Source organism: Pseudomonas marginalis, from assembly GCF_008692035.1.
GTDB classification, from domain to species: Bacteria; Pseudomonadota; Gammaproteobacteria; order Pseudomonadales; family Pseudomonadaceae; genus Aquipseudomonas; species Aquipseudomonas marginalis.
In genome coordinates this window covers 1-23589 of sequence record NZ_VTFG01000004.1, presented here as the reverse complement: position 1 = coordinate 23589, position 23589 = coordinate 1, and the positions used below count along the sequence as shown (strand labels likewise).

The 23589-nt window shown below is 61.4% G+C and carries 20 protein-coding genes; 9 read left to right on the top strand and 11 right to left on the bottom strand.

All coding sequences use genetic code 11. The annotated features are described in order from the left end of the window. Nucleotides 1–2 precede the first annotated feature (2 nt). Both FX984_RS31290 and FX984_RS31285 read left to right on the top strand, forming a co-directional pair. Entirely contained in the window at nt 3–632 is a 630-nt protein-coding gene (locus tag FX984_RS31290) for a ribonuclease T2 family protein (RefSeq protein ID WP_092357782.1), read from the top strand. A 185-nt stretch (nt 633–817) separates the two neighbouring features. Beyond that, a complete protein-coding gene (locus FX984_RS31285) occupies nt 818–1405 on the top strand; it encodes a LysE family translocator (RefSeq protein WP_027606505.1) in 588 nt (195 codons plus the stop codon). Here the strand turns inward: FX984_RS31285 and FX984_RS31280 are convergent. The 9 genes from FX984_RS31280 to gloB all read right to left on the bottom strand — a co-directional run bounded on the left by FX984_RS31280 (nt 1347) and on the right by gloB (nt 15807). Continuing rightward, nucleotides 1347–2234: an AraC family transcriptional regulator gene (locus FX984_RS31280; RefSeq protein WP_098479720.1), complete on the bottom strand. Its 888-nt coding sequence runs from the start codon at nt 2232–2234 to the stop codon at nt 1347–1349. The two genes, FX984_RS31285 and FX984_RS31280, sit on opposite strands and share 59 nt — an antisense overlap. Before the next feature lie 73 nt (nt 2235–2307). Next, nucleotides 2308–5754 carry a hypothetical protein gene (locus tag FX984_RS31275; protein WP_146477894.1) on the bottom strand — a complete coding sequence of 1149 codons (3447 nt, stop codon included), beginning with the start codon at nt 5752–5754 and terminating at the stop codon, nt 2308–2310. 177 nt (nt 5755–5931) lie between these two features. Beyond that, nucleotides 5932–7545: an ABC transporter ATP-binding protein gene (locus FX984_RS31270; RefSeq protein ID WP_027606502.1), complete on the bottom strand. Its 1614-nt coding sequence runs from the start codon at nt 7543–7545 to the stop codon at nt 5932–5934. Between the two features lies 1 nt (nt 7546). Then, the gene (locus FX984_RS31265; RefSeq protein ID WP_027606501.1) at nt 7547–8566 is read right to left on the bottom strand and encodes an ABC transporter permease; all 1020 of its coding nucleotides are present in this window, start codon (nt 8564–8566) and stop codon (nt 7547–7549) included. 1 nt (nt 8567) lies between these two features. After that, nucleotides 8568–9644 (bottom strand): microcin C ABC transporter permease YejB, encoded by a 1077-nt coding sequence (locus tag FX984_RS31260; protein ID WP_027606500.1) that lies wholly within the window; start codon nt 9642–9644, stop codon nt 8568–8570. Continuing rightward, entirely contained in the window at nt 9645–11489 is a 1845-nt protein-coding gene (locus FX984_RS31255) for an extracellular solute-binding protein (RefSeq protein WP_027606499.1), read from the bottom strand. It lies immediately after the preceding gene. Next, nucleotides 11486–13315: an extracellular solute-binding protein gene (locus tag FX984_RS31250; RefSeq protein ID WP_146477896.1), complete on the bottom strand. Its 1830-nt coding sequence runs from the start codon at nt 13313–13315 to the stop codon at nt 11486–11488. The genes FX984_RS31255 and FX984_RS31250 overlap by 4 nt, the downstream gene beginning before the upstream one ends. A gap of 210 nt (nt 13316–13525) precedes the next feature. Further along, nucleotides 13526–14941 carry a lytic transglycosylase domain-containing protein gene (locus tag FX984_RS31245; RefSeq protein ID WP_092357791.1) on the bottom strand — a complete coding sequence of 472 codons (1416 nt, stop codon included), beginning with the start codon at nt 14939–14941 and terminating at the stop codon, nt 13526–13528. A 98-nt stretch (nt 14942–15039) separates the two neighbouring features. Beyond that, a complete protein-coding gene (gene gloB / locus FX984_RS31240) occupies nt 15040–15807 on the bottom strand; it encodes a hydroxyacylglutathione hydrolase (protein WP_065941202.1) in 768 nt (255 codons plus the stop codon). Between the two features lie 65 nt (nt 15808–15872). On the opposite strand from gloB, the gene FX984_RS31235 reads away from it, so the two are divergent. From FX984_RS31235 to FX984_RS31215, 5 genes are all read left to right on the top strand, one after another. Then, nucleotides 15873–16631 (top strand): class I SAM-dependent methyltransferase, encoded by a 759-nt coding sequence (locus FX984_RS31235; RefSeq protein WP_092357793.1) that lies wholly within the window; start codon nt 15873–15875, stop codon nt 16629–16631. Between the two features lie 44 nt (nt 16632–16675). Then, nucleotides 16676–17128 carry a ribonuclease HI gene (gene rnhA / locus FX984_RS31230; RefSeq protein ID WP_003173571.1) on the top strand — a complete coding sequence of 151 codons (453 nt, stop codon included), beginning with the start codon at nt 16676–16678 and terminating at the stop codon, nt 17126–17128. A gap of 82 nt (nt 17129–17210) precedes the next feature. Further along, entirely contained in the window at nt 17211–17951 is a 741-nt protein-coding gene (gene dnaQ, locus FX984_RS31225; RefSeq protein WP_166655325.1) for a DNA polymerase III subunit epsilon, read from the top strand. A gap of 201 nt (nt 17952–18152) precedes the next feature. Then, nucleotides 18153–20408, top strand: coding sequence for an Orn/Lys/Arg family decarboxylase (locus FX984_RS31220; RefSeq protein WP_092357797.1), 2256 nt, complete (start codon nt 18153–18155; stop codon nt 20406–20408). A gap of 20 nt (nt 20409–20428) precedes the next feature. After that, entirely contained in the window at nt 20429–20998 is a 570-nt protein-coding gene (locus FX984_RS31215; protein ID WP_027606492.1) for a GNAT family N-acetyltransferase, read from the top strand. Here the strand turns inward: FX984_RS31215 and FX984_RS31210 are convergent. Continuing rightward, nucleotides 20995–21888: a LysR substrate-binding domain-containing protein gene (locus FX984_RS31210; RefSeq protein WP_092357799.1), complete on the bottom strand. Its 894-nt coding sequence runs from the start codon at nt 21886–21888 to the stop codon at nt 20995–20997. The two genes, FX984_RS31215 and FX984_RS31210, sit on opposite strands and share 4 nt — an antisense overlap. Nucleotides 21889–22069: 181 nt before the next feature. Between FX984_RS31210 and FX984_RS31205 the strand changes: the two genes are divergently transcribed. Further along, nucleotides 22070–22414: a hypothetical protein gene (locus tag FX984_RS31205; protein WP_027606490.1), complete on the top strand. Its 345-nt coding sequence runs from the start codon at nt 22070–22072 to the stop codon at nt 22412–22414. 63 nt (nt 22415–22477) lie between these two features. Here FX984_RS31205 and FX984_RS31200 read toward each other — a convergent pair whose 3' ends face one another. After that, entirely contained in the window at nt 22478–22714 is a 237-nt protein-coding gene (locus FX984_RS31200; protein WP_027606489.1) for a hypothetical protein, read from the bottom strand. 226 nt (nt 22715–22940) lie between these two features. Between FX984_RS31200 and FX984_RS31195 the strand changes: the two genes are divergently transcribed. After that, the gene (locus FX984_RS31195) at nt 22941–23498 is read left to right on the top strand and encodes an NADPH-dependent FMN reductase (protein ID WP_027606488.1); all 558 of its coding nucleotides are present in this window, start codon (nt 22941–22943) and stop codon (nt 23496–23498) included. The last annotated feature ends 91 nt before the right edge of the window (nt 23499–23589 follow it).

Genomic DNA, 23589 nt, shown 5'->3' with positions numbered 1-23589 from the left:
CAATGAAATACTGGATGATCCTGTGGCTGGCACTTGCCACAACGGCGATGGCGGCCCCGCGTAGCCAAGGGACGCCTGGGGAATTTGATTTTTATGTGTTGTCGCTGTCATGGTCGCCGACCTTCTGCCTGACGCACCCGGACAACGAGCAGTGTTCGGGCAAGGGCTACGGCTTTGTGCTGCACGGCTTGTGGCCGCAATACGCGCGGGGAGGGTGGCCGGCGACCTGCGCGCCGCAATCGCGCTTGAGCCGCGAAGAGATGGACAAAGGCGCGGCGCTGTTCCCGACGCGCTCGCTGCTCACCCACGAATGGGCCAAGCACGGCACCTGCAGCGGGCTGGATCCCTTGGCATACCTGGAGAAAACCGATGCGGCGCTGGGCGTGGTTGCCATCCCTGCGCAACTGCAGCCGTTCAACACGCCGCCGTCGTTGCCGGCCCGCGAGATCGAGGCGCTGTTTCGCGAAAGCAACCCGCGCATGGGCAACCATGGGCTGGCGGTGATCTGCAAAGGCAAGGTGCTGTCGGAGGTGCGTGTGTGCCTGACCAAGGACCTGGCCTTCGCCGGTTGCCCGCGCAGTGTGAAAACCCAATGCCGGGATGGCGAAATTCGCATCCCCACGCAGCGTTAACGCCGGCATCCACACACCTTTGCCCAAGCCACTGCACTAGGTCCAGATCCTGGCTGAGGATGGGCGGGTGTGTGGCGTCGAAGACTGTGTGGTCCACGCCCCAGGGTGATTTTGTTCAATACCGATTTGACCCGGCCTTATACCGTGGAACCCTGTTTACGCCTCATCATAAAAAGGGAACCGCAATGAGCTTGATCATTTCCATGGCCGCCTTCGCCCTGGCCACGTCCATCACGCCGGGACCGGTCAACGTGGTCGCCCTGAGTTCAGGCGCGCGCTTCGGTTTTGTCGCCAGCCAGAAGCATGTGTTCGGCGCTGCCGTTGGCTTTACCTTGCTGTTGGTGCTGATCGGCCTGGGGCTGCACGAGGTGCTGGTGCGCTGGCCCATCCTGACCCAGTTGATCCAGTGGGGCGGGGTGGCGTTCCTGCTGTACATGGCCTGGAAACTGGCGGTGGATGACGGCCAGCTCGACGCAGAGGGCAGCGCGACAGCGCCATCCATGCTCTACGGCGCGATCATGCAATGGCTCAACCCCAAGGCCTGGCTGGCCTGTGTGGCGGGTATGGGCCTGTTTGTGGCCGACGGCGATGGGCGGCAAGTCTGGCTGTTTGCCAGTCTCTACCTGGTGATCTGCTACCTGTCGGTGGCGTGCTGGGCCTATGCCGGGACCTTTCTACGCCGTTACCTGGACAATCCCCACGGCGTGCGCCTGTTCAACCGCTCGATGGCCGCGTTGCTGGTGGCCAGTGTGGGTTATTTGCTGATGGCTTGAGCACCTCGCGGTATTGCCCGGGGGTGGCGGCGAAATGTTGCTTGAAGGTGCGCTGGAAGTGCGCCTGGTCGGCAAAGCCCGCAGCAAGTGCTACGTCGGCGATCAACTCGCCCTTGCGCAGCTGGGTGCGGGCAAACTGGATGCGCTGGTTGACCAGGAACGCGTGGGGCGTCAGCCCGTAGTACTGCTTGAAGGCGCGGATCAGGTAGGACGGCGACAGTTCGGCCGCCTGGCAGATGTCTTCGAGTTTCAACGCCTCGGTGCAGTGCGCACGGATGTACTCGGCGGCTCGCTCCAGCTTGTGGTTGACCTCGCGCACCGGTGTGGGTGAAGGGTTCAGGCGCTGCTGGACTTCAGTGAAGTAGCTCACCAGTGCGCTCTGCTTTTGCAGCAATTCGGCCTGCTCGTTCACCAGCATCCGGTACAACGCCAGCAAGCCGCTGTACAGCAGCGGGTCACGGGTATACGGCGTATTGAAAGCGCGATAACCCTGGTCGGTGCTGAAGCCCAGTTGGTACTGTAATTCGGTCAGCCAGGGCGTATCGAGGTAGAGCATGTGATAGGACCAGGGCTGGTCGTGGATAGGGTTGCAGGCATGCACATCGCCGGGGTTCATCAACACCACGGTGCCGGCGCTGATCTGGAATGTATCGGCGCCGTAATGGTAATAGCTGCGCCCGGTGGTGATCGCGCCGATGGAGAAATGCTCATGGGCGTGACGGGTGTAAGTGACCTTGCGCCCGTCGGCGATGGTGCGCGCTTCGATGAACGGCAGGCGCTCGTCGCGCCAGAAGCGCGGTGCGGCGGGGAAAGGGGCGGGCGGTGTCATGGGCGCGACTCCAGGGCAGTCAAGATCAGAAACGGATCGTTGCACAGACCCTGGCGTTTGGGTAGCCGATGACTTAATAGGGTTTCAGATTGTGCAAACGCTCGTTTCGGCGTTTGTTGATCAGCAGGACCTTTTCCACATTGTTGAGGTTCTGCGTGGACTCACTCAGATCCCGGTGGTTACTGAGCAGGCACTGGTCAACGACCATCCTGGCAATCGCTTCGAGTCGTGCCGATTGCCAGGACTTCGGTATGGGGGCGGGGTCACCCTGGGTATCCGTTATGAGGGTGGTGTCCAGGGGATGGAGCAGGACCTGCGAACTGGCGCCCGCCACGGGTTCGGAACCGGTGAGATAAGCACTCCAATCGATCTGCAACTGAACAGGGCCTGGGGCGACCGGGTCATTCAGCAAGCCGGATGGCGGGTTGGCCAGCTGCGTGACCAGCATCTGCCTGGGCAGCAGTTGCAGCAGGTAGCGATCCCGCTGGTAGCGAACACGCAACAGGCATCCAAAATGTGCGGTGATCATCGTGTCCCGGGCAGCGGGGGACGGTTTGCGCAGCAGGTACAGTGCGATGTTTCCCTGCTCCAGGCTGACACGCCTGGGCAGCGGCAGGCAGGCCAGCAGGTAGGCAATGTACACGATATAACTCTCACGGATGGATTCGAGCGCGGCGTGGAAGTTTTCATCAGCGTTGTGGTCCTTGAGCGTTCTCAAGGGCGGCGAAAACCTGTTGACACGTACCTGTGGCTGAATCGCCCTCCAGCGTTCCATGTGCTTTAACTCACCGGCCAGATACAGTTCGGCCAGGGAAAAGGAAATATCCTGGGTGCTGACTTGCGGATAGCGAATACCGGGCGGAAGGAAGGGCGCCGGCATGAACACGGTTTTGTCCAGGTGAGCGTTATCCGGATAGACCTCACGCAGGTACCTCAATGCCGCCTCCTTCTGATCCGGATAGGGGGTGTGCAGCGATCCGAAGGCATCGTTGAGTGTGCGCTTCTGTTTCTCATAGGTGCGCACGGCGAGCTCGCCTTTAAAGGGCAGGTCCGTGTCCGTCGCATCCACCACGCCATTGGCACGCGCCCAGTCGAGGACGGGATCGACCGTAGGAGGCAGCGCCCAGAATTCCCGGTTGAGCGTCGTGGCAGGGTTATGGACCAGGGTCATGATGTTCTCAAGTGTCATGTACCGGCTGGCGCCAGGGGTTTTCAGCTCGATGAAATCGACGAACTGCTTGAACACGACCCAGTTCTGGTTACACAGGTAAGGCAAGGTTTCGGGGATGTTGCGCACGAGCAATTGTGGCGCGCTGCCACTGAGCAGCAAATGCGCGGCCAATGGTGCACCCTCCAGAAGGGTCTGGCGCAGGAGGGCTTCCAGATTGCTGCGCACCAGTGCGCAGTTGTCACCCCAGTAGTAATCGGTGTCGATGGCCAGCCCGCCGACCAGGTTGCGTTGTGTGCCGGCCTGTTCGTCCAGGCTCAGGATCAGCGCGCTGAGCAGCAGCGTCTGCCGGCGCTGTTGCGGCGTTGTGCCATGCAGTGCTGCATCGGACCAGATGACGAGGGTGTCCAGGCGCTCGACCAATAGCTGGCTGCGCGGGCTCTGCACCATCTGGTTCAGCAGCATGTCCGCTTCGGCACGGATCCTGGGGGCACTCTTGCCCGCCCAACAAGGTTCGCCGAGCCACTTGAACAGGGGCGCTCCCTGCGCCTGTGCAAATGCCTGCTGCGCTTCGTATACCTGTCGGCGTTGTGTGCTGGATAAGGTCAGCAATGACGGCTGCGGCTGGCCCAGGCCCTGCCAGTAGTTGCCCAGCCGTGGTGTCGCAGCCCTGACGGCCCTCAGGTAGTGCGCCGCCTGCCGGGCCTGCTCCGCTGTCTTCACTTCGGGCATGCGCAGGAACTTCATCAACTGCTTGAGGGTGGCCTTCATATCACTGCGCAGCTCGCCACCCAATTGTTTGGCCAGCTCCTGCAAGGGCGTGAGACAGCGCTTGAGCGCTGGACTGGAGACGATATCGTCCGTGAGGTTTCTGCGCCTGCCGTCCCTGTCGTCCGCGCCCACGTACCCCTCTTCAGTCAGCAGTACCAGCGCCTTTTCGTCGTCGATACCGCGTTTCACGCAAATGGCGACAAATGATCTGTGCTTGATCATCATCAGCAGTTTTTCGGCGCTCTCCTCCAGCAACTGGTAGAACATCGAGTCAGTGTCCAGCTCGACCGTATCGTCGAGCTCAACCTTTTCATCGGGTTGTTTGCCAGCGCTGACTCGCTCCAGCTCTGTCTGCAGCCGATTGAAGTTATTCAGGGCGCTCAGGCTGTTTTGTTTGCGCTTGAGCCATTGCGCATCCTGGGCCGCTTCACTGCAGTACGGCTGCCCAGGCACGGATGACTGGCGCAGGCGCGCGATCAGGGCGTGCACCTCGCTGGCCTGGAGGGGGACCTCGATGGCGTAGAAGTGCATGAGCTGCGCCAGGCTCAGGCTGTTATTGGAGGCCACCTGTTCTCCCAGCAACGACGCATATTGCGCCAGGCGAATCAGCCGACCCGCCACTGGCGCACCGCCCAGGTGCGTACGCAGGCTGATACTGGTCCCCTGGATCTGCGCGGATGAGGCCCGCAGGGAATGATCCTCGCCGGAATAAATAAAGTATTCATCGGGACCCAGCGCAGTCGGGAACGTCTGCGTGAACTCGATCGAATTGATCACGCTCTGCAGTAATTGCGCGGCTTCTTTCAAGGTGTGAGCTACGAAAGAGTCAGACCTCAGCGTGAGGCGCTGGCGGTAAGCGAGGTAGCTGTCATGGGGTTCATCCGTGGCTGCCGCGCTGGCCATGCATTGCTCGAGGTTATCGGCCAGTTGCAGCAAATCCAGGTGCTGGGCGTGCATTTCATGGCGTGTCGCCGACTGCGCGCGGCCATTGTCACCCATCGTTGGAAAGGCATGGTAGGCCTGCAGCTCATCGACAATCATCCGCGCCTGGATCTGGTTTTTGGGCAACGTGTAGCCGTAGAACGCCAGCGTCAACTCGAGTGGCAATTCAAACGTACTGTGCCCGTTTGGCAAGTCGATATAGGGCACGCCCAGCTGGTTGGGATCAATGATCTCGGAGATGCCCAGGATCGGCGCGGACACTTCCAGCCAGCCTGGGTCGTCATGAAGATGAAAGGCCCTGGGTGTCATTTGGTCCTCGTGAATGACATTGGCGTGCAGGGAGCTTCCCATGACCTTGATGCTTCGATACTCCAGGTGCTGCGCGTCGGCCCATGCCAGGAACACGCTCTGGTTGATAGCCTTGCCGAACAGCACCATCCATTGGCCAAGCCTGGAGTTGCGGTCGACCGCGATCAACGCGGGAGGCCCCAGCAGCGTCCAATTGTGCGGTACGGCGGGGGACAGCAGTGCAACCAGGCTGTTGATCAGCTTCAGATCATCCTGGGTGGCAAACAAGACGGGGCTGGCAGGCAGTGGCTCGGTCGCCGCAGCGGCAATCAGCGGGGCAAATTCGTACATGAATGAAGTTCCGTTTCAAGGTTGCCCAAGAAAACGCTCTTGAGCGGAACTTCATGGTCGGGGGTTTTTACCTGAGCTTGATAGCCTGCGTCATCCCGAGTTGCTGTAGGTCGAGTAGGCGGCCACGGTGATCCAATGGCGAGGCACGCCCACGCAGGAGGTGGGCGTGTTCATCGCTCAGAGGCGCTCCGGGCAGGGCACCAGAAAGGCCGCTTCCAGCAGTTGACGCGTATACCCATGCTGCGGATCAGCGAAAATCGCTCGCGCATCGCCTTGCTCCACCACCTGCCCCTGCTTGACCACCATCAGTTGGTGACTCAGCGCCTTCACCACCGCCAGGTCATGGCTGATAAACAGGTAGGTCAGGTTGTACTTGGCCTGCAGGCTGCGCAGCAATTCCACCACTTGCCGTTGCACGGTGCGATCCAGCGCCGAGGTCGGTTCGTCCAGCAGGATCAGGCGCGGCTTGAGCACCAGTGCGCGGGCGATGGCGATGCGTTGGCGTTGGCCGCCGGAGAACTCATGGGGGTAGCGATGACGGGACTCAGGGTCCAGGCCCACCTCCTTGAGCGCCGCGATAATCGCCGCTTCCTGCTCGGCCGGCGTGCCCATCCTGTGGATGCGCAGGCCTTCGCCGACGATCTCGCTGACGCACATGCGAGGGCTCAGGCTGCCGAACGGGTCCTGGAACACCACCTGCATTTCCCGGCGCAACGGGCGTACCTGTTGCTGGGTCAGTGTGTCCAGCTGCTGGCCTTCGAAACGAATCCCGCCCTTGCTGGCAATCAAGCGCAGGATCGCCAGGCCCAGGGTGGATTTGCCCGAGCCGCTTTCGCCGACGATGCCCAGGGTCTGGCCCTGGGGCAGGCTGAAGTTGATCCCGTCCACCGCCTTGACGTAATCGACGGTGTTGCGCAAGAAGCCCTTCTTGATCGGGAACCATACTTTCAGGTCATCGACTTCCAGCAACGGCGGGCCGACGTCGTTGCTGGCCGGGCCACCGCTGGGCTCGGCCGCCAGCAGTTCCTGGGTGTAAGGGTGTCGGGGCGACTGGAACAGCGTCTCGCACTCGGCCTGCTCGACGATGCAGCCTTGCTGCATCACGCAGACGCGGTGAGCAATGCGCCGCACCAGGTTCAAGTCATGGCTGATCAACAGCAAGGCCATGCCCAAACGCGCCTGCAATTCCTTGAGCAACTCCAGGATCTTCAACTGCACGGTGACGTCGAGGGCCGTGGTCGGTTCATCCGCGATCAACAACTCCGGCTCATTGGCCAGGGCCATGGCGATCATCACCCGCTGGCGCTGGCCGCCCGACAGTTCATGGGGCAGGGCCTTGAGCCGTTTGTGCGGCTCGGGGATACCCACCAGTTCCAGCAGTTCCAGGGTGCGCCGGGTCGCGACCTTGCCGGTCAGGCCCTTGTGCAGGCCGAGCACTTCGTTGATCTGCTTCTCGATGCAGTGCAGCGGATTCAACGACGTCATCGGCTCCTGGAAGATCATCGCGATGCGGTTGCCGCGAATATGCCGCAGGGTCTTTTCCTTCAGGGTCAGCAGGTCCTGGCCGGAATAGGTGATGGTGCCGGACGGATGCCGGGCCAGCGGGTAGGGCAGCAGGCGCAGGATCGAGTGGGCGGTCACCGATTTGCCTGAGCCGCTTTCGCCAACCAGGGCCAGGGTTTCGCCGCGCTTGATATCGAAGCTGACGTTGTTGACCACACGGTGGTGATGCGCGCCCGTGACGAACTCGACGGAGAGGTCGCGGATTTCGATCAGATTGTCCTGATTCATCTCATTTCCTCGGGTCGAAGGCATCGCGAGCGGACTCGCCGATAAACACCAGCAAACTCAACATGATCGCCAGCACGGCAAACGCGCTCATGCCCAGCCACGGTGCCTGCAGGTTGGATTTGCCCTGGGCCACCAGTTCGCCCAGGGACGGCGAACCGGCCGGGAGGCCAAAGCCGAGGAAGTCCAGGGCGGTCAGGGTGCCGATGGCGCCAGTGAGGATAAATGGCATGAAGGTCATGGTCGAGACCATGGCATTGGGCAGGATATGGCGGAACATGATCGCGCCGTTCTGCATCCCCAGTGCCCGCGCCGCACGCACGTATTCGAGGTTACGCCCGCGCAGGAACTCGGCGCGCACCACGTCCACCAGGCTCATCCAGGAAAACAGCAGCATGATCCCCAGCAGCCACCAGAAGTTCGGCTGCACGAAGCTGGCGAGGATGATCAGCAGGTAGAGCACCGGCAAACCGGACCAGATTTCCAGGAAACGCTGCCCGGCCAGGTCGACCCAGCCGCCATAGAAGCCCTGCAAGGCGCCGGCGATCACGCCGATGATCGAACTGAGCACCGTCAACGTCAGGGCAAACAGCACCGACACACGGAAGCCATAGATCACCCGCGCGAGCACATCGCGGCCCTGGTCATCGGTACCCAGCAGGTTGACGCGCGAAGGCGGCGCCGGGGCAGGTACCTTCAGGTCGTAGTTGATGCTCTGGTAGCTGAACGGGATCGGCGCCCACAGGGTCCAGGCGTCCTTGGCCTTGAGCAGTTCCTGGATATACGGGCTCTTGTAGTTGGCTTCCAGGGGGAATTCGCCGCCGAAGGTGGTTTCCGGGTAGCGCTTGAGCGCCGGGAAATACCAGTCGCCGTCGTAGTGCACCGCCAGGGGCTTATCGTTGGCGATCAGCTCGGCGCCCAGGCTCAGCCCGAACAGGATCAGGAACAGCCACAGCGACCACCAGCCACGCTTGTTGGCCTTGAACCGCTCGAACCGGCGGCGATTGAGGGGGGATAGATTCATCTCAATGCTCCCGGCTGGCGAAGTCGATACGCGGATCGACCAGGGTGTAGGTGAGGTCGCCGATCAGTTTCACCACCAGCCCCAGCAGGGTGAAGATAAACAGCGTGCCGAACACCACCGGATAGTCGCGGTTGATCGCCGCTTCAAAGCTCATCAGGCCCAGGCCGTCGAGGGAGAAGATCACTTCCACCAGCAACGAGCCGGTGAAGAAAATCCCGATGAACGCCGACGGGAAGCCGGCGATCACCAGCAGCATCGCGTTACGGAACACATGGCCGTAGAGCACGCGGTGGTTGGTCAGGCCCTTGGCCTTGGCGGTGATCACGTATTGCTTGTTGATCTCGTCGAGAAAGCTGTTCTTGGTCAGCAGGGTCATGGTCGCGAAGTTGCCGATCACCAGCGCGGTGATCGGCAGCGCCAGGTGCCAGAAATAGTCGAGCACCTTGCCGCCCCAGCTCAACTCATCGAAGTTGTTGGACGTCAGCCCGCGCAAGGGGAACCAGTCGAAATAGCTGCCGCCGGCAAACACCACGATCAGCAGGATCGCAAACAGGAACGCCGGGATCGCATAACCGACGATGATTGCCGAGCTGGTCCACACATCGAAGTGGCTGCCGTGTCGCGTGGCCTTGGCGATCCCCAGGGGGATCGACACCAGGTACATGATCAGCGTGCTCCATAACCCCAGGGAGATCGATACCGGCATCTTTTCCTTGATCAGGTCGATGACCTTGGCGTCACGGAAGAAGCTGTCGCCGAAATCCAGCCGGGCGTAGTTCTTGACCATGATCCACAAGCGTTCCGGCGCCGACTTGTCGAAGCCGTACATCTTTTCGATTTCCTTGATCAGCGCCGGGTCCAGGCCCTGGGCGCCACGGTAGCTGCTGGAACCGGCCACCGAGACTTCGGCACCGCCGCCGGCAATGCGGCTGGTGGCGCCTTCAAAGCCTTCGAGCTTGGCGATCATCTGTTCCACCGGCCCCCCGGGGGCGGCCTGGATAATAATGAAGTTGATCAGCAGGATCCCGAACAACGTCGGGATGATCAGCAACAGGCGGCGAACAATATAGGCCAGCATTTAATCGCCTCCGCTCGCCGCATCGGCGCTCGTGTCGGTAGCCGTTTCCAGGGTGACGGCAGGTTTTACGTTGGGTTTTGCCCACCAGGTGGCGGTGCCCACGTCATAGCGTGGCGGGGTTTTCGGATGGCCGAGGTGGTCCCAATACGCCACGCGGAAGGTCTTGATGTGCCAATTGGGGATCACGTAGTAACCGAACTGCAGCACACGGTCCAGGGCCTTGGCATGGGCGATCAGGCTGTTGCGCGAGTCGGCGTCGATCAGTTCTTCCACCAACTGGTCGACCGCCGGGTCCTTGAGGCCCATGTAGTTGCGGCTGCCGGGTTTGTCGGCACTGGAGGACTTCCAGAATTCCCGTTGTTCGTTACCCGGCGAGGTGGATTGCGGGAAGCTGCCCACCATCATGTCGAAGTCCCGCGAGCGAACACGGTTGACGAACTGCGAAACGTCCACCCGGCGGATCACCAGGTCGATGCCCAGGTCCGCCAGGTTGCGCTTGAACGGCAGCAGGATGCGCTCGAACTCGGTCTGGGCCAGCAGGAACTCGATGGTCACCGGTTTGCCCGTGGTGTCGACCATCTTGTCGTCGACGATGCGCCAGCCGGCCTCCTGCAGCAGTTGGTAGGCCTCGCGTTGCTGGGTGCGGATCATGCCGCTGCCGTCGGTTTTGGCCGGCTCGAAGGCCTGGGTGAAGACTTCGGCGGGGATCTTGTCGCGCAGGGGCTCGAGGATCTTCAGCTCATCCGGGCCGGGCAGGCCGGTGGCGGCCATTTCGGAGTTTTCGAAGTAGCTGCGGGTGCGGGTGTAGGCGCCGTTGAACAGCTGTTTGTTGCTCCACTCGAAGTCCAGCAACAGGCTGATGGCCTTGCGCACGCGCACATCCTGGAACATCGGCTTGCGCGTATTGAACACAAAACCTTGCATGCCGGTAGGATTGCCGTTGGGGATTTCTTCCTTGATCAGCCGGCCCTCGGTCACGGCCGGAATGTTGTAGGCGTTGGCCCAGTTCTTGGCGCTGAATTCCAGCCAGTAGTCGAACTGCCCGGCCTTCAACGCTTCCAGGGACACGGTACTGTCGCGGTAGTAGTCGGTGATGCGGTTGTCGAAATTGTAGAAACCCTTGGTGATCGGCAGGTCCTTGGCCCAGTAGTCCTTGACCCGCTCGTAGCGGATCATGCGCCCGGCCTTGACCTCGGCCACCTTGTACGGCCCGCTGCCCAGGGGCACCTCCAGGTTGCCCTTGGCAAAGTCCCGCGTGGCCCACCAATGCTTGGGCAGTACCGGCAGTTGCCCAAGGATCAGCGGCAGTTCGCGGTTGTTGGTGCGCTTGAACTTGAACAGCACCCGCAATGGGTCTTCGGCGACCACTTCATCGACATCGGCGTAGTAGGTGCGGTAGATCGGCGAGCCTTCCTTCATCAGTTCCTGGAAGGTGAACACCACGTCTTCGGCGTGGATCGGGTGGCCGTCGTGGAAGCGCGCTTCGGGCCGCAGGTAGAAACGCACCCAGCTGTTGTCCGGGGCTTTTTCGATCTTGCCGGCGACCAGGCCGTATTCGGTGATGGGTTCGTCCAGGCTCTGCATGGCCAGGGTGTCGTAGATCAGGCTGATGTTGTCGGCCGGCACGCCCTTGCTGATAAACGGGTTAAGGCTGTCGAAGCCGCCCATGCTCGACTCGCGGAAGGTGCCGCCCTTGGGCGCATTCGGGTTGACGTAGTCGAAGTGCTTGAAGTCGGCGGGGTATTTCGGCGGCTCGTTGTACAGCGTCAGTGCGTGTTGCGGCGCGGCGTGGGCCGTGGTGCACAGCAACAGGCTGCCGAGCAGTACATTGCGCAAATACATCATTGGGCTTTCTCCGAAGCTTTCAGCCACCACGCGCTCAGGCCCAGGCTGTAGGGCGGCGTGGTGACAAAGGCGAACCGGTTGCGGTACGCCAGGCGATGATAGTTGAGGTACCAGTTGGGAATGCTGTAGTGCTGCCACAGCAGCACCCGGTCCAGGGCGCGGCCGGCGGCCAGTTGTTCTTCGCGGGTCTGCGCCGCCAGCAGTTGTTCCAGCAGGTGATCGACAACGGGGTTGGCGATGCCCGCATAGTTCTTGCTGCCCTTGATCGCGGCCTGGCTGGAGTGGAAGTACTGCCACTGTTCGAGGCCGGGGCTCAAGGTCTGGTTGAGGGTGATCAGGATCATGTCGAAATCGAATTGATCCAGGCGTTGCTTGTACTGGGCGCGGTCGACGGTGCGCAGGCGTGCGTCGATGCCGATGCTGATCAGGTTCTCGACATAGGGCTGCAGGATGCGCTCCAGGTTCGGGTTGACCAGCAGGATCTCGAAGCGCAGCGGTTGCCCGTCCTTGTTGAGCAGGCGTTGGCCCGACAGCTTCCAGCCGGCTTCGCCCAGCAGCGCCAGGGCGCGGCGCAGGGTTTCGCGGGGGATGCCGCGCCCGTCGGTCTGGGGCAGGCTGAAGGCTTGGGTAAACAGGTTGGGCGGCAGCTGGTCGCGGTAGGGGGAGAGCATCAGCCATTCATGGCCGGTTGGCACCCCGGTAGCGGCGAATTCGCTGTTGGGGTAATAGCTGAGCGTGCGTTTGTAGGCGCTGCTGAACAGGGTGCGGTTGGTCCACTCGAAGTCGAACATCAACCCCAGGGCTTCGCGCACCTTGGTCTGGCTGAAGGTCGGGCGCCGGGTGTTCATGAACAGGCCCTGGCTTTGGGTCGGGATCTGGTGGGCGATCTGCGCCTTGATCACTTCGCCACGGCTCACCGCCGGGAAGTTGTAGCCATTGGCCCAGTTCTTGGCCTGGTGCTCGATATAAATGTCGAACTCGCCGGCCTTGAACGCTTCGAAGGCCACATCGCTGTCGCGGTAGAACTCCACCTCGACCTTGTCGTAGTTATAGAAACCCTGGTTGACCGGCAAGTCCTTGCCCCAGTAATCCTTGACCCGTTCGAACACCAGCTGGCGTCCAGGGGTGACCTTGCTGATACGGTACGGCCCGCTGCCCAGGGGCGGCTCGAAGGTGGTCGCCTTGAAGTCGCGGTTTTTCCAATAGTGCTGAGGCAATACCGGCAATTCGCCCAGGCGCAGGATCAGCAACGGGTTGCCGGCACGCTTGAACACAAAGCGGATGCGGTGAGGGTTGAGGATGTCCACCCGCGCCACTTCCTGCAGGTTGGTGCGGTACTGGGGGTGGCCTTCGGTCAGCAGGGTGCGATAGGAAAATGCCACGTCATAGGCCGTGATCGGCTTGCCATCGTGGAAGCGCGCCTGCGGACGCAGGTTGAACACCACCCAACTGCGGTCCTCGCTGTATTCCACCGACTGGGCAATCAGCCCGTAGCTGGAGGTGGGCTCGTCGCCGGAAGGCGCGTACTGACCAGTGCCGACCATCAACGGCTCGTTCAGCTCATTGACGCCGTATTGCAGGAAGTTGGGGGTGGAAACCGGGCTTGAACCCTTGAACGTGTAGGGGTTGAGGGTATCGAAGGTGCCAAATGCCATGACCCGCAAGGTCCCGCCTTTCGGCGCTGCAGGGTTTACCCAATCGAAGTGGGTGAATTTGGCCGGGTACTTGAGCGTGCCGAACTGCGTGTAACCGTGGCTCTCGGTTATTGTCGCGTTCGCACCAAAGCTCAAGGCCAGACTTATTAGTAGAAGGAGGGGACGCTTCAAGTCAGGGATCCGATCCAGGCGGCTTGGGCTTTATGATCGGTACAGTAACAGCTTGTTCCGGATGGAAAAAGCCAGTTGGGAACACTGGAGATTCAGTGTGGGAGGGGGCTTGCCCCGATATCGGTGGATCAGCCAATGAATCTGGTGGCTTATAAACTGCTATCGGGGGCAAGCCCCCTCCCACATTGGTTCTGCAGTGTTCTTAAAACCTTAGCGCGGCCCAGACACTACAAGCATCTGCCCCGGCTTCAGCGCCTGGCCAGTACGGGGGTTCCAACGCTTGAGATGTTGCATCTCGACGTTGAAGCGCTTGGCGACGATGTACAGCGAGTCGCCTTTCTTGACCTTGTACTGCACCGGCTTCTTGCTGTCGGCCTTGGCCACCAGCTTGCGGGTGTCCTGCATCACCAGGGTCTGGCCGACCTTGAGGGCCTGGCCGTTGAGTTTGTTCCAGCGCTGCAGGTCATGCACGTCGACCTTGTTCGCCTTGGCGATCAGCGTGAGGTTGTCGCCACTGCGCACCTTGTAGCTGCGGGTGCGGCCGGCCACCCGGGCGGTCTCGACTTCGTCGAACACCTGCTTTTTCGGGCGCATCGCCAGCAATTCTTCCGGCTTCATCGTCGAAAGGGTGCTGGTGAGCAATTGTGCCTTGGAGCTCGGCACCAGCAGGTGTTGCGGGCCATCCAGGGTGGTGCGTTGCTTGAGCGCCGGGTTGAGCTGGAACAGTTCGTCTTCGTCGATCTCGGCCAGCGCGGCAACCCGCGACAGGTCCATGCTTTGCTTGACCTCGACCACTTCGAAGTACGGCGTATTGGCAATCGGGTTCAGGTTGACGCCATAGGCCTCGGGGGCCAGCACCACCTGGGACAGCGCCAGGAACTTGGGCACATAGTCCTTGGTTTCCTGGGGCAGGGGCAGGTTCCAGTAGTCGGTGGGCAGGCCAAGCTTCTCGTTGCGCTCGATGGCCCGGCTCACCGTGCCTTCGCCGGCGTTATAGGCGGCCAGGGCCAGCAGCCAGTCGCCGTTGAACATGTCGTGCAGACGGGTCAGGTAGTCCAGGGCGGCTGTGGTGGAGGCGGTGATGTCGCGGCGGCCGTCGTAGGCGCGGGTCTGGCGCAGGTTGAAGTAGCGCCCGGTGGAGGGGATGAACTGCCACAGGCCGACGGCATCGCTGCGCGAATACGCCATCGGGTTGTAGGCACTTTCAATCACCGGCAGCAGCGCCAGCTCCAGGGGCATGTTGCGTTCTTCAAGGCGTTCGACGATGTAATGAATGTAGAGGCTGCCGCGTTCACCGGCGTTCTCCAGGAAGGACGGGTTGCTGGCGAACCACAGGCGCTGTTGCTCGATGCGCGGGTTGACACCCACGTTGTCCTGCAATTGAAAGCCCCGGCGCATGCGTTCCCAGACATCCTGGGGCACTTCTGGAGCAGGTTTCTCTGAAAGCCAGATGACGGGTTTCTGTTTGATCTTGGCGGCAAGGTTGGGCTTGGGTTGCACGGTGGATTGTGCGGCGAAATTTGTCGATTGGCAGCCCGCCAGCGTGGCGGACACAGCCACCGCCACAGCTTGAGCCAGGCGGGTCAATGCGTCTGAATGGTTGGATTTACGAATAGATGACGACATTGGCTGGAAGTAAGTTCCGGGCAAAAATGTCGGGCGATTCTAGAAAGCACTTTGGTTCCGGTCAACCATTCAGAAATTACGTATCAGATTGCGTCCCTTTAGAACTTATCTTTCCACGCCCTCAAGCTAGCAAATACCTCGGCCCCAGAGCGGTTGTCGCGGCCATTCCGTTCGTCCGCTTTTTGTTTAACGGATGTTTCAGAGGTACGCAGGAAGGGGTTGGTGCGCTTTTCCAGGGCCAGGTTGGACGGCAGCGTCATCTCGCCGCGGGCCCGCAGTTGACGGACGTTTTCCACCCGTTCGGAGATGTCGGCATTCTGCGGTTCCACCGCCTGGGCAAACTTGAGGTTACTTTGTGTGTATTCGTGGGTGCAGTACACCAGGGTGTCGGCGGGCAGGGCGGCCAGGCGCTCGAGGGAGGTGTGCATCTGTTCCGGCGTGCCTTCGAACAGGCGGCCACAACCGGCGGCGAACAGGGTGTCGCCACAGAACAGCACGCCCTGGTGGTAGAAGGCGATATGGCCCAGGGTGTGGCCGGGCACGGCATAGACGTCGAAGTCCCAGCCCAGCACGTTGATGCGGTCGTTATCCTGCAGCGCGATGTCCCGCGCCGGGATCGTCTCGTTGGCCGGACCATACACCTTGGCGTCGGTCACCCGCTTGAGTTGCTCGACACCGCCGACATGGTCGTGGTGATGGTGGGTAATCAGGATGTCGCTGAGGGTCCACGTCGGGTTTTGCTCGAGCCAGGCCAGTACCGGCGCGGCGTCGCCGGGATCGACCACGGCACAACGTTGGGTCTGCGGGTCCTGCAACAACCAGATGTAGTTGTCGGTGAAGGCGGGCAGGGCACTGATCTGTATCATTCTTCGATTCGCCAAGCTGAACACATTGGTGCATCTTAGAACGTCTAGGCGAGTTGGAGAATGCAATGACTGATAAAGCGTTCGCCCAGGCCGATCCTGAGTGGCTGGCCCTGATCGGCGCAGCCCGTGAATGGCTGTCCGGGCCCATCGGGCAATTTTTGCTGGGTGAAGAGCGGCGCATGCTCGAAGACGAGTTGGGTCGTTTCTTTGGCGGCTACCTGGTGCATTACGGTCCGTCGGCCCAGACCCCGCCTGCCGCGCCCCAGGTGCAACGCAATGTGCGCCTGGGCGCGCCGTTGCCGGGGGTGGAGATTGTCTGCGAAGAACAGGCCTGGCCATTGAGCGAGCACGCCGCCGATGTGGTGGTGTTGCAGCATGGCCTGGATTTCTGCCTGTCACCCCACGGTCTGCTGCGTGAAGCGGCGAGCAGCGTGCGCCCTGGTGGCCATTTGCTGATTATCGGCATCAACCCTTGGAGCAGCTGGGGCCTGCGCCATGTGTTCGCCCATGATGGCCTGCGCCAGGCGCGCTGCATCTCGCCATCACGGGTCGGGGACTGGCTGAACCTGCTGGGCTTCGCGCTGGAGAAACGCCGCTTCGGGTGCTATCGTCCGCCGCTTGCCTCGGCCAAGTGGCAAGGCCGCCTGGCCGGTTGGGAACGTCGCGCGGGCGCCTGGCAACTGTCGGGTGGCGGCTTCTATTTATTGGTGGCGCGCAAGATCGTGGTCGGGCTGCGGCCGGTGCGCCAGGTGCTGCGCCAGCCCATGGGCAAACTGGTGCCGATGCCGATGGCCAAGGTCAACCGCACGCAAAGCGAACCGTAGAACTTTTTTGATTTCAGACCTGCCCGTCTTGATGGATGTAACCGATGACCGATAGCGTAGAACTCTTCACCGATGGCGCCTGCAAGGGCAACCCCGGCCCCGGCGGCTGGGGCGCCTTGCTGGTGTGCAAGGGCGTAGAGAAAGAGTTGTGGGGCGGCGAAGCCAACACCACCAACAACCGCATGGAGCTGATGGGCGCCATTCGCGGCCTGGAAGAACTCAAGCGCCGCTGCAACGTGCTGCTGGTCACCGACTCGCAATACGTGATGAAAGGTATCAACGAGTGGATGGTCAACTGGAAGAAGCGCGGCTGGAAGACCGCGGCCAAGGAGCCGGTCAAGAATGCCGACCTGTGGCAATTGCTCGATGAGCAATGCAACCGCCATGACATCACCTGGAAATGGGTGCGTGGGCACATCGGCCATCCGGGGAACGAGCGCGCCGACCAGCTTGCCAATAGAGGTGTGGACGAAGTGCGGGGCTACAAGCAGAGCTGATGCTGGCCGACGTGTTAACATCGCGCTCCTTGACTCACACCACACTGCACACCACACCGTTGAGAGCTGAACCCTGATGGCGATCCGATCTGTTGTACTCGATACCGAAACCACCGGCATGCCGGTGACCGACGGCCACCGGATCATTGAAATCGGCTGTGTCGAACTCATGGGTCGGCGCCTCACCGGTCGTCACTTTCACGTCTACCTGCAACCGGACCGCGACAGTGACGAAGGCGCCATCGGCGTCCACGGCATCACCGACGAGTTCCTCAAGGGCAAGCCGCGTTTCGCCGAAGTGGCCGATGAGTTCTTCGAGTTCATCAACGGCGCCCAGTTGATCATCCATAACGCGGCGTTCGACGTCGGCTTCATCAATAACGAATTTGCCCTGATGGGGCAGATGGATCGCGCGGACATTTCCCAGCACTGCTCGATCCTCGACACCCTGATGATGGCCCGTGAGCGTCACCCGGGCCAGCGCAACAGCCTCGATGCCTTGTGCAAGCGTTATGGCGTCGACAACTCCGGCCGTGAACTCCACGGCGCCTTGCTCGACTCCGAGATTCTCGCCGACGTTTACCTGACCATGACCGGCGGGCAGACCAGCCTGTCCCTGGCCGGCAACGCCTCCGACGGCAGTGGCTCGGCGGAAGGCTCCGGCAACCGCCCTTCGGAAATCCGCCGCCTGCCAGCCGATCGCAAGCCCACCACCATCATTCGCGCCAGCGAGCAGGATCTGGCCGAGCATGCGGAGCGGTTGGAGGCTATCGCCAAGTCGGCGGGTGCGCCGGCGTTGTGGACCCAGCTAACACAACAATAGCCCTGCGTAGGTATGATCAAAATGTGGGAGGGGGCTTGCCCCCGAAGCGGTGTATCAGCCAATCAAATATGAGCTGGCATACCGTCATCGGGAGCAAGCCCCCTCCCACAGTTGATCTCCGTTGCTTTCAGAATCTTCATTCGCGTCATCGTCCCCGAGCTTCTACCCTTGAGTGCATAGCCCTCAGGACTACACGCCCTCATGTACAAAGACCTGAAGTTCCCCGTGCTTATCGTGCACCGCGACATCAAGGCCGACACCGTTGCCGGCGACCGGGTTCGCGGCATCGCCCGGGAGTTGGAACAAGAGGGCTTCAGTATCTTTTCCGCCGTGGACTACGCCGAAGGCCGGCTGGTGGCGTCGACCCATCACGGCCTGGCGTGCATGCTGATCGCCGCCGAAGGCGCCGGTGAGAATACCCACCTGCTGCAAAACATGGTCGAGCTGATCCGCCTGGCGCGCCTGCGGGCGCCGAACCTGCCGATCTTTGCCCTGGGCGAGCAGGTCACCCTGGAAAACGCCCCGGCCGATGCCATGAGCGAACTCAACCAGCTGCGCGGCATTCTCTACCTGTTCGAAGACACCGTACCGTTTCTCGCCCGCCAGGTGGCCCGTGCTGCCCGCACTTACCTGGATGGCCTGTTGCCGCCATTCTTCAAGGCGCTGGTGCAACACACCGCCGACTCCAACTATTCCTGGCACACCCCCGGCCATGGCGGTGGCGTGGCCTATCGCAAAAGTCCGGTGGGGCAGGCGTTTCATCAGTTCTTCGGGGAGAACACCCTGCGTTCGGACTTGTCGGTCTCGGTGCCCGAACTGGGCTCGCTGCTGGATCACACCGGGCCCCTGGCTGAAGCCGAAGCCCGTGCCGCGCGCAACTTCGGCGCCGACCATACCTTTTTCGTGATCAACGGCACGTCCACCGCCAACAAGATCGTCTGGCACTCCATGGTCGGGCGCGATGACCTGGTGCTGGTGGACCGCAACTGCCACAAGTCGGTGTTGCATTCGATCATCATGACCGGTGCCATCCCGCTGTACCTGTGCCCGGAGCGCAACGAACTGGGCATCATCGGTCCGATTCCCCTGAGCGAGTTCAGCCCGGAATCGATCCGCGCCAAGATCGACGCCAGCCCCTTGACCCGTGGCCGGCCCCCCAAGGTGAAGTTGGCCGTGGTCACCAACTCCACCTACGACGGCCTGTGCTACAACGCCGAGCTGATCAAGCAGCAATTGGGCAGCAGTGTCGAGGTGCTGCACTTCGACGAAGCCTGGTATGCCTACGCGGCGTTCCACGAGTTCTTTGCCGGGCGCTACGGCATGGGCACCTCCCGTACCCCGGACAGCCCGCTGGTGTTCACCACCCACTCCACCCACAAGCTGCTGGCGGCGTTCAGCCAGGCCTCGATGATCCATGTGCAGGACGGCGGCGCGCGCCAACTGGACCGCGACCGTTTCAATGAAGCCTTCATGATGCACATCTCCACGTCGCCGCAGTACAGCATCATCGCCTCCCTGGACGTCGCCTCGGCGATGATGGAAGGTCCGGCCGGGCGCTCGCTGCTGCAGGAAATGTTCGACGAGGCCCTGAGTTTTCGCCGCGCCCTGGCCAACCTGCGCCAACACATTGCCGCCGAAGACTGGTGGTTCTCCATCTGGCAGCCGCCGTCGGTGGCGGGCATCGACCGCGTCGCCACCGCGGATTGGCTGTTGCTGCCGCAGGATGACTGGCACGGCTTTGGTGACGTGGCCGAAGACTACGTGCTGCTGGACCCGATCAAAGTGACCCTGGTGATGCCCGGCCTCACCGCCGGCGGCGCCTTGAGCGAGCGCGGGATTCCCGCCGCGGTGGTCAGCAAATTCCTCTGGGAGCGTGGGCTGGTGGTGGAAAAGACCGGGCTGTATTCGTTCCTCGTGTTGTTTTCCATGGGCATCACCAAGGGCAAATGGAGTACCTTGCTCACCGAGTTGCTGGAGTTCAAGCGCAGTTACGACGGGAATGTCAGCCTCGCCAGTTGTTTGCCATCGGTGTTTGCCCAGGACCCGGCTCGCTATCAGGGCCTGGGTTTGCGCGACCTGTGTGATCAATTGCACGGCTGTTACCGCAGCAACGCCACCGCCAGGCACCTCAAGCGCATGTACACGGTGTTGCCGGAAATCGCGATGAAACCCGCCGACGCCTACGACCAATTGGTAAGGGGAGAGGTAGAGGCCGTGTCCATTGATGCCTTGCCAGGACGCATCGCAGCCGTGATGCTGGTGCCTTATCCGCCGGGCATTCCGTTGATCATGCCGGGCGAGCGCTTTACCGAGTCGACCCGGTCGATCATCGACTACCTGGCGTTTGCCCGGACGTTCGATAGCAGTTTCCCCGGTTTTGTTGCCGATGTTCACGGGCTACAACACGAAGATGACGGCAGTGGTCGTTGTTACACCGTCGATTGCATCAAGGGTTAAGGATGTTTATGCAAGCTGTAATGAACCCGAAGTATCCAGGGCTCAGTGTGCGGGTCGCCGACGAGGGCTTCGACGCCTACGTGTGGGGCAATGATTTCAGCTTTGAGGTCAGTGCCTATGGCGTACCGGAGATGGGCAGGCGGGTCGATCAATGGCCCGTGGAGCGCATCGTGCCGTATCGCAAGTGCTATGGCATCGACCCGGAAGAATTCGCCAGTTTTCGCGATGCGCCGGACAGTGCGATCTTCATGGCCTACCTGGATGATCGTGCGGTCGGGCATATCGTGGTCAGCACCAATTGGAACGGCTTTGCCCACGTTGACGAACTGGCGGTGGCCTTGCCTGCCCGTCGGCACGGGGTGGCCAAGGCGCTGCTGGATGTGGCGCAGTTCTGGAGCCGCAAGAAAAACCTGCCGGGCATGATGCTGGAGACCCAGAACAACAACCTGGGCGCCTGCCGACTGTATGAGCGTTGCGGCTACGTGATGGGCGGGATCGACCACCTGCGCTATCGCGGCATCGACCCGCAAACCCGTGAAGTGGCGATTTTCTGGTATCGGTTGTTCAAGACCGATGCCGAGCGGCGTTAACTTTCCAGCAGGCCCTGGGCCTTTTGCGTGACGATCTCCAGTAACGCATTCAGCGCAGGCGAGGTCACGCCATCCTTGAGTGTCAGCGCATACAGGCTGACCAGGATCGGCGGCGACACCGGGCATGTATCCAGGCCCGCCTCGCGTGCGCCAAAGGCGGTGAACGGGTCGACAATCGCCAGGCCTTCGCCGGCTTCCACCATGCTGCGCATCATCTGGTAGGTCTGCACCCGCGTCTGCACCACCGGCAGCGGGCGCAATGCTTGCAGCTTGGCGTCCAGCAGGCGGCTGAGCGGGTCGTGTCCTTCGAGCCCGATCATCGCTTGCCCGGCCAGGTCCTGCAGCGCAATGTACTTCTGCTTGGGCTTGAGCCAGCCGTGGGGCGCCAGCAATTGCAATTTGCCTTGGACCAGCACCGTGCTGTGGATTTGCGGATGTTCCGGGTCATGCAGGCTCAGGCCCACCTCGGCCTCGTGCAGCAGCAGGCTGCGCACGATTTCCCGGGTTGGCTGGCTCGACAGGTTGCACGGCGTGTCCTGGAAGCGCCGGCGCAGCAGCGCGATGCTCTGGGGCAGCAGTTGATTGGCCAGGGGCGGCGTGCACAAGGCGCGCAACGTGGGGGCGTGATGGTGTTTCAAGCGGCTGGCCAGGCGTTGCACCGGTTCCAGGGCTTCGTACACATGGGCCATTTCTGCCTGCAGTTCCAGGGTTTCCCGTGTCGCCTGCAAACGCCCGCGCACACTGGCAAACAGCATGAAGCCCAATTGCTGCTCGGCCTCCTTGAGGGCCGCGTCTACATCGCCCACGGGAAGTTGCAACCATTCGGCGGCGGTGCCGAGGTGTCCGGTCTGCAGGATGGCCTGAATCACTTCGATATGACGTAAACGCATGGCCGGAGTCTATGTGCAGCGCAGTGGGGATTCAATGGCGCATGCCGTCGTGCGCAAAAAAGACAGTGCGGGTCGCGTATGTCGCTGGCGTTCAGCCAGGACCTCACTAGAATGGCGAGTCTGATCATCAACGACCAATGCCGATTACCGGCACATACAACAAAAACAGGTCTGGTCTCATATGCCTCTGCCCTCGACAGTTCTCGGGGTAACGGTCAAGCAACTGCTGGTCCTGGTGACCGTAGGGTGCGTGGCTGCTTACCTCATCAGCAATCACGATGAATCAGTTCCGGAAAACCTCGTGCTTGAGGCATTTATCCGTGCCCAGGAGCAAGTCGCCGCGCAGGTCGGCACGGTGCTGGGCATGACGCAGGTCAAGCAGGTGGTGGCGTATCCGGGGTACAACTCGCCGGGCTACAGGCGGGTGATGTACGCGGTGGAAGGCGAGCGGGGCCGGTTGATGGTGACGCTCAAGCAAGTGGACGGTGAGTCGGGGCTTGAAGTGACGGAAATTCGCAGCCCGTGACCGCCCGGCCCAGTCGATGCCGTCAATGGCCGGGACTGAGCAGGTACGCCTGGGCGATCAAGCTTATGAGGCGAGGGTGGTCTGCGATTCGCGGACGATAATGGTCCCCGACTGAATCAGTTTGAACTCATCGCCTTCGAGTTTTTCTACCCGGTCGCCAATGGCCAGCTTGTAGGTGGTGGTGGGTGCCGAGCCAGCCAGGTCGCCTTGCGCCGGGTTGGATTCCTGGAACTCATGCACCGAATACACGCGTCCTTCTGCGTCTCTGGCATGAAACTGTCCGACTAGTACTGCTGCCATCTGTTTAGAACCTCTGGAGATAAACACTCAATTCGCGGTGCTGTAGACCGTCATAAAGAGGGGGAGTTTACCTATTGAAAAAAAATACTATTCGCTGACATTTTCAGACGGTTCCTACGCATCAAATCGCGGGCCAAACGTCTGGAGGATTATCAAAACCTTCTGGTGAACGCACTGCGAAGCCTTTATAACTACAAGCTCCCTTAGTCAGACGTCGAGAAACCCAATGAGCAAGGTCTACACGATTGCCGTCCTGGTTGGCAGCCTGAGAAAAGACTCGATCAACCGCAAGGTCGCCCTGGCACTGGCCGAAATGGCCCCCGCCAACCTGAAGTTGAACATTGTGGAAATTGGCGATTTGCCGCTCTACAACGAGGACATCGACGGGGCATCACCGCCCGCAGCCTACAGTACTTTCCGTCAGCAGGTACGTTCATCCGACGCGGTGTTGTTTGTGACGCCGGAGTACAACCGCTCCGTACCCGCGCCATTGAAGAATGCGATTGACGTCGGCTCCCGCCCTTATGGCCAAAGCGCCTGGAGCGGCAAGCCGGGGGCGATCATCAGCGTATCGCCGGGCGCCGTTGGCGGTTTTGGCGCCAACCACCATCTGCGTCAGTCCCTGGTGTTCCTCGATGTGCCATGCATGCAGCAGCCGGAAGCCTACCTGGGCGGAGCGGGCAGCGTGTTCGACGACGCCGGCAAGGTGTCGGAAAAGACCAGGCCGTTCCTGCAGGCATTTATTGATGCCTACGGCAAATGGGTAGAAAAACAGACAGCTTGAATCGGCGCCCATTGTCCACTGTGGGAGGGGGCGAGCCCTGACGCCAGTCAGTTAAGGATGAACACTGTAACTGTGGTGAGCGGGCTTGCCC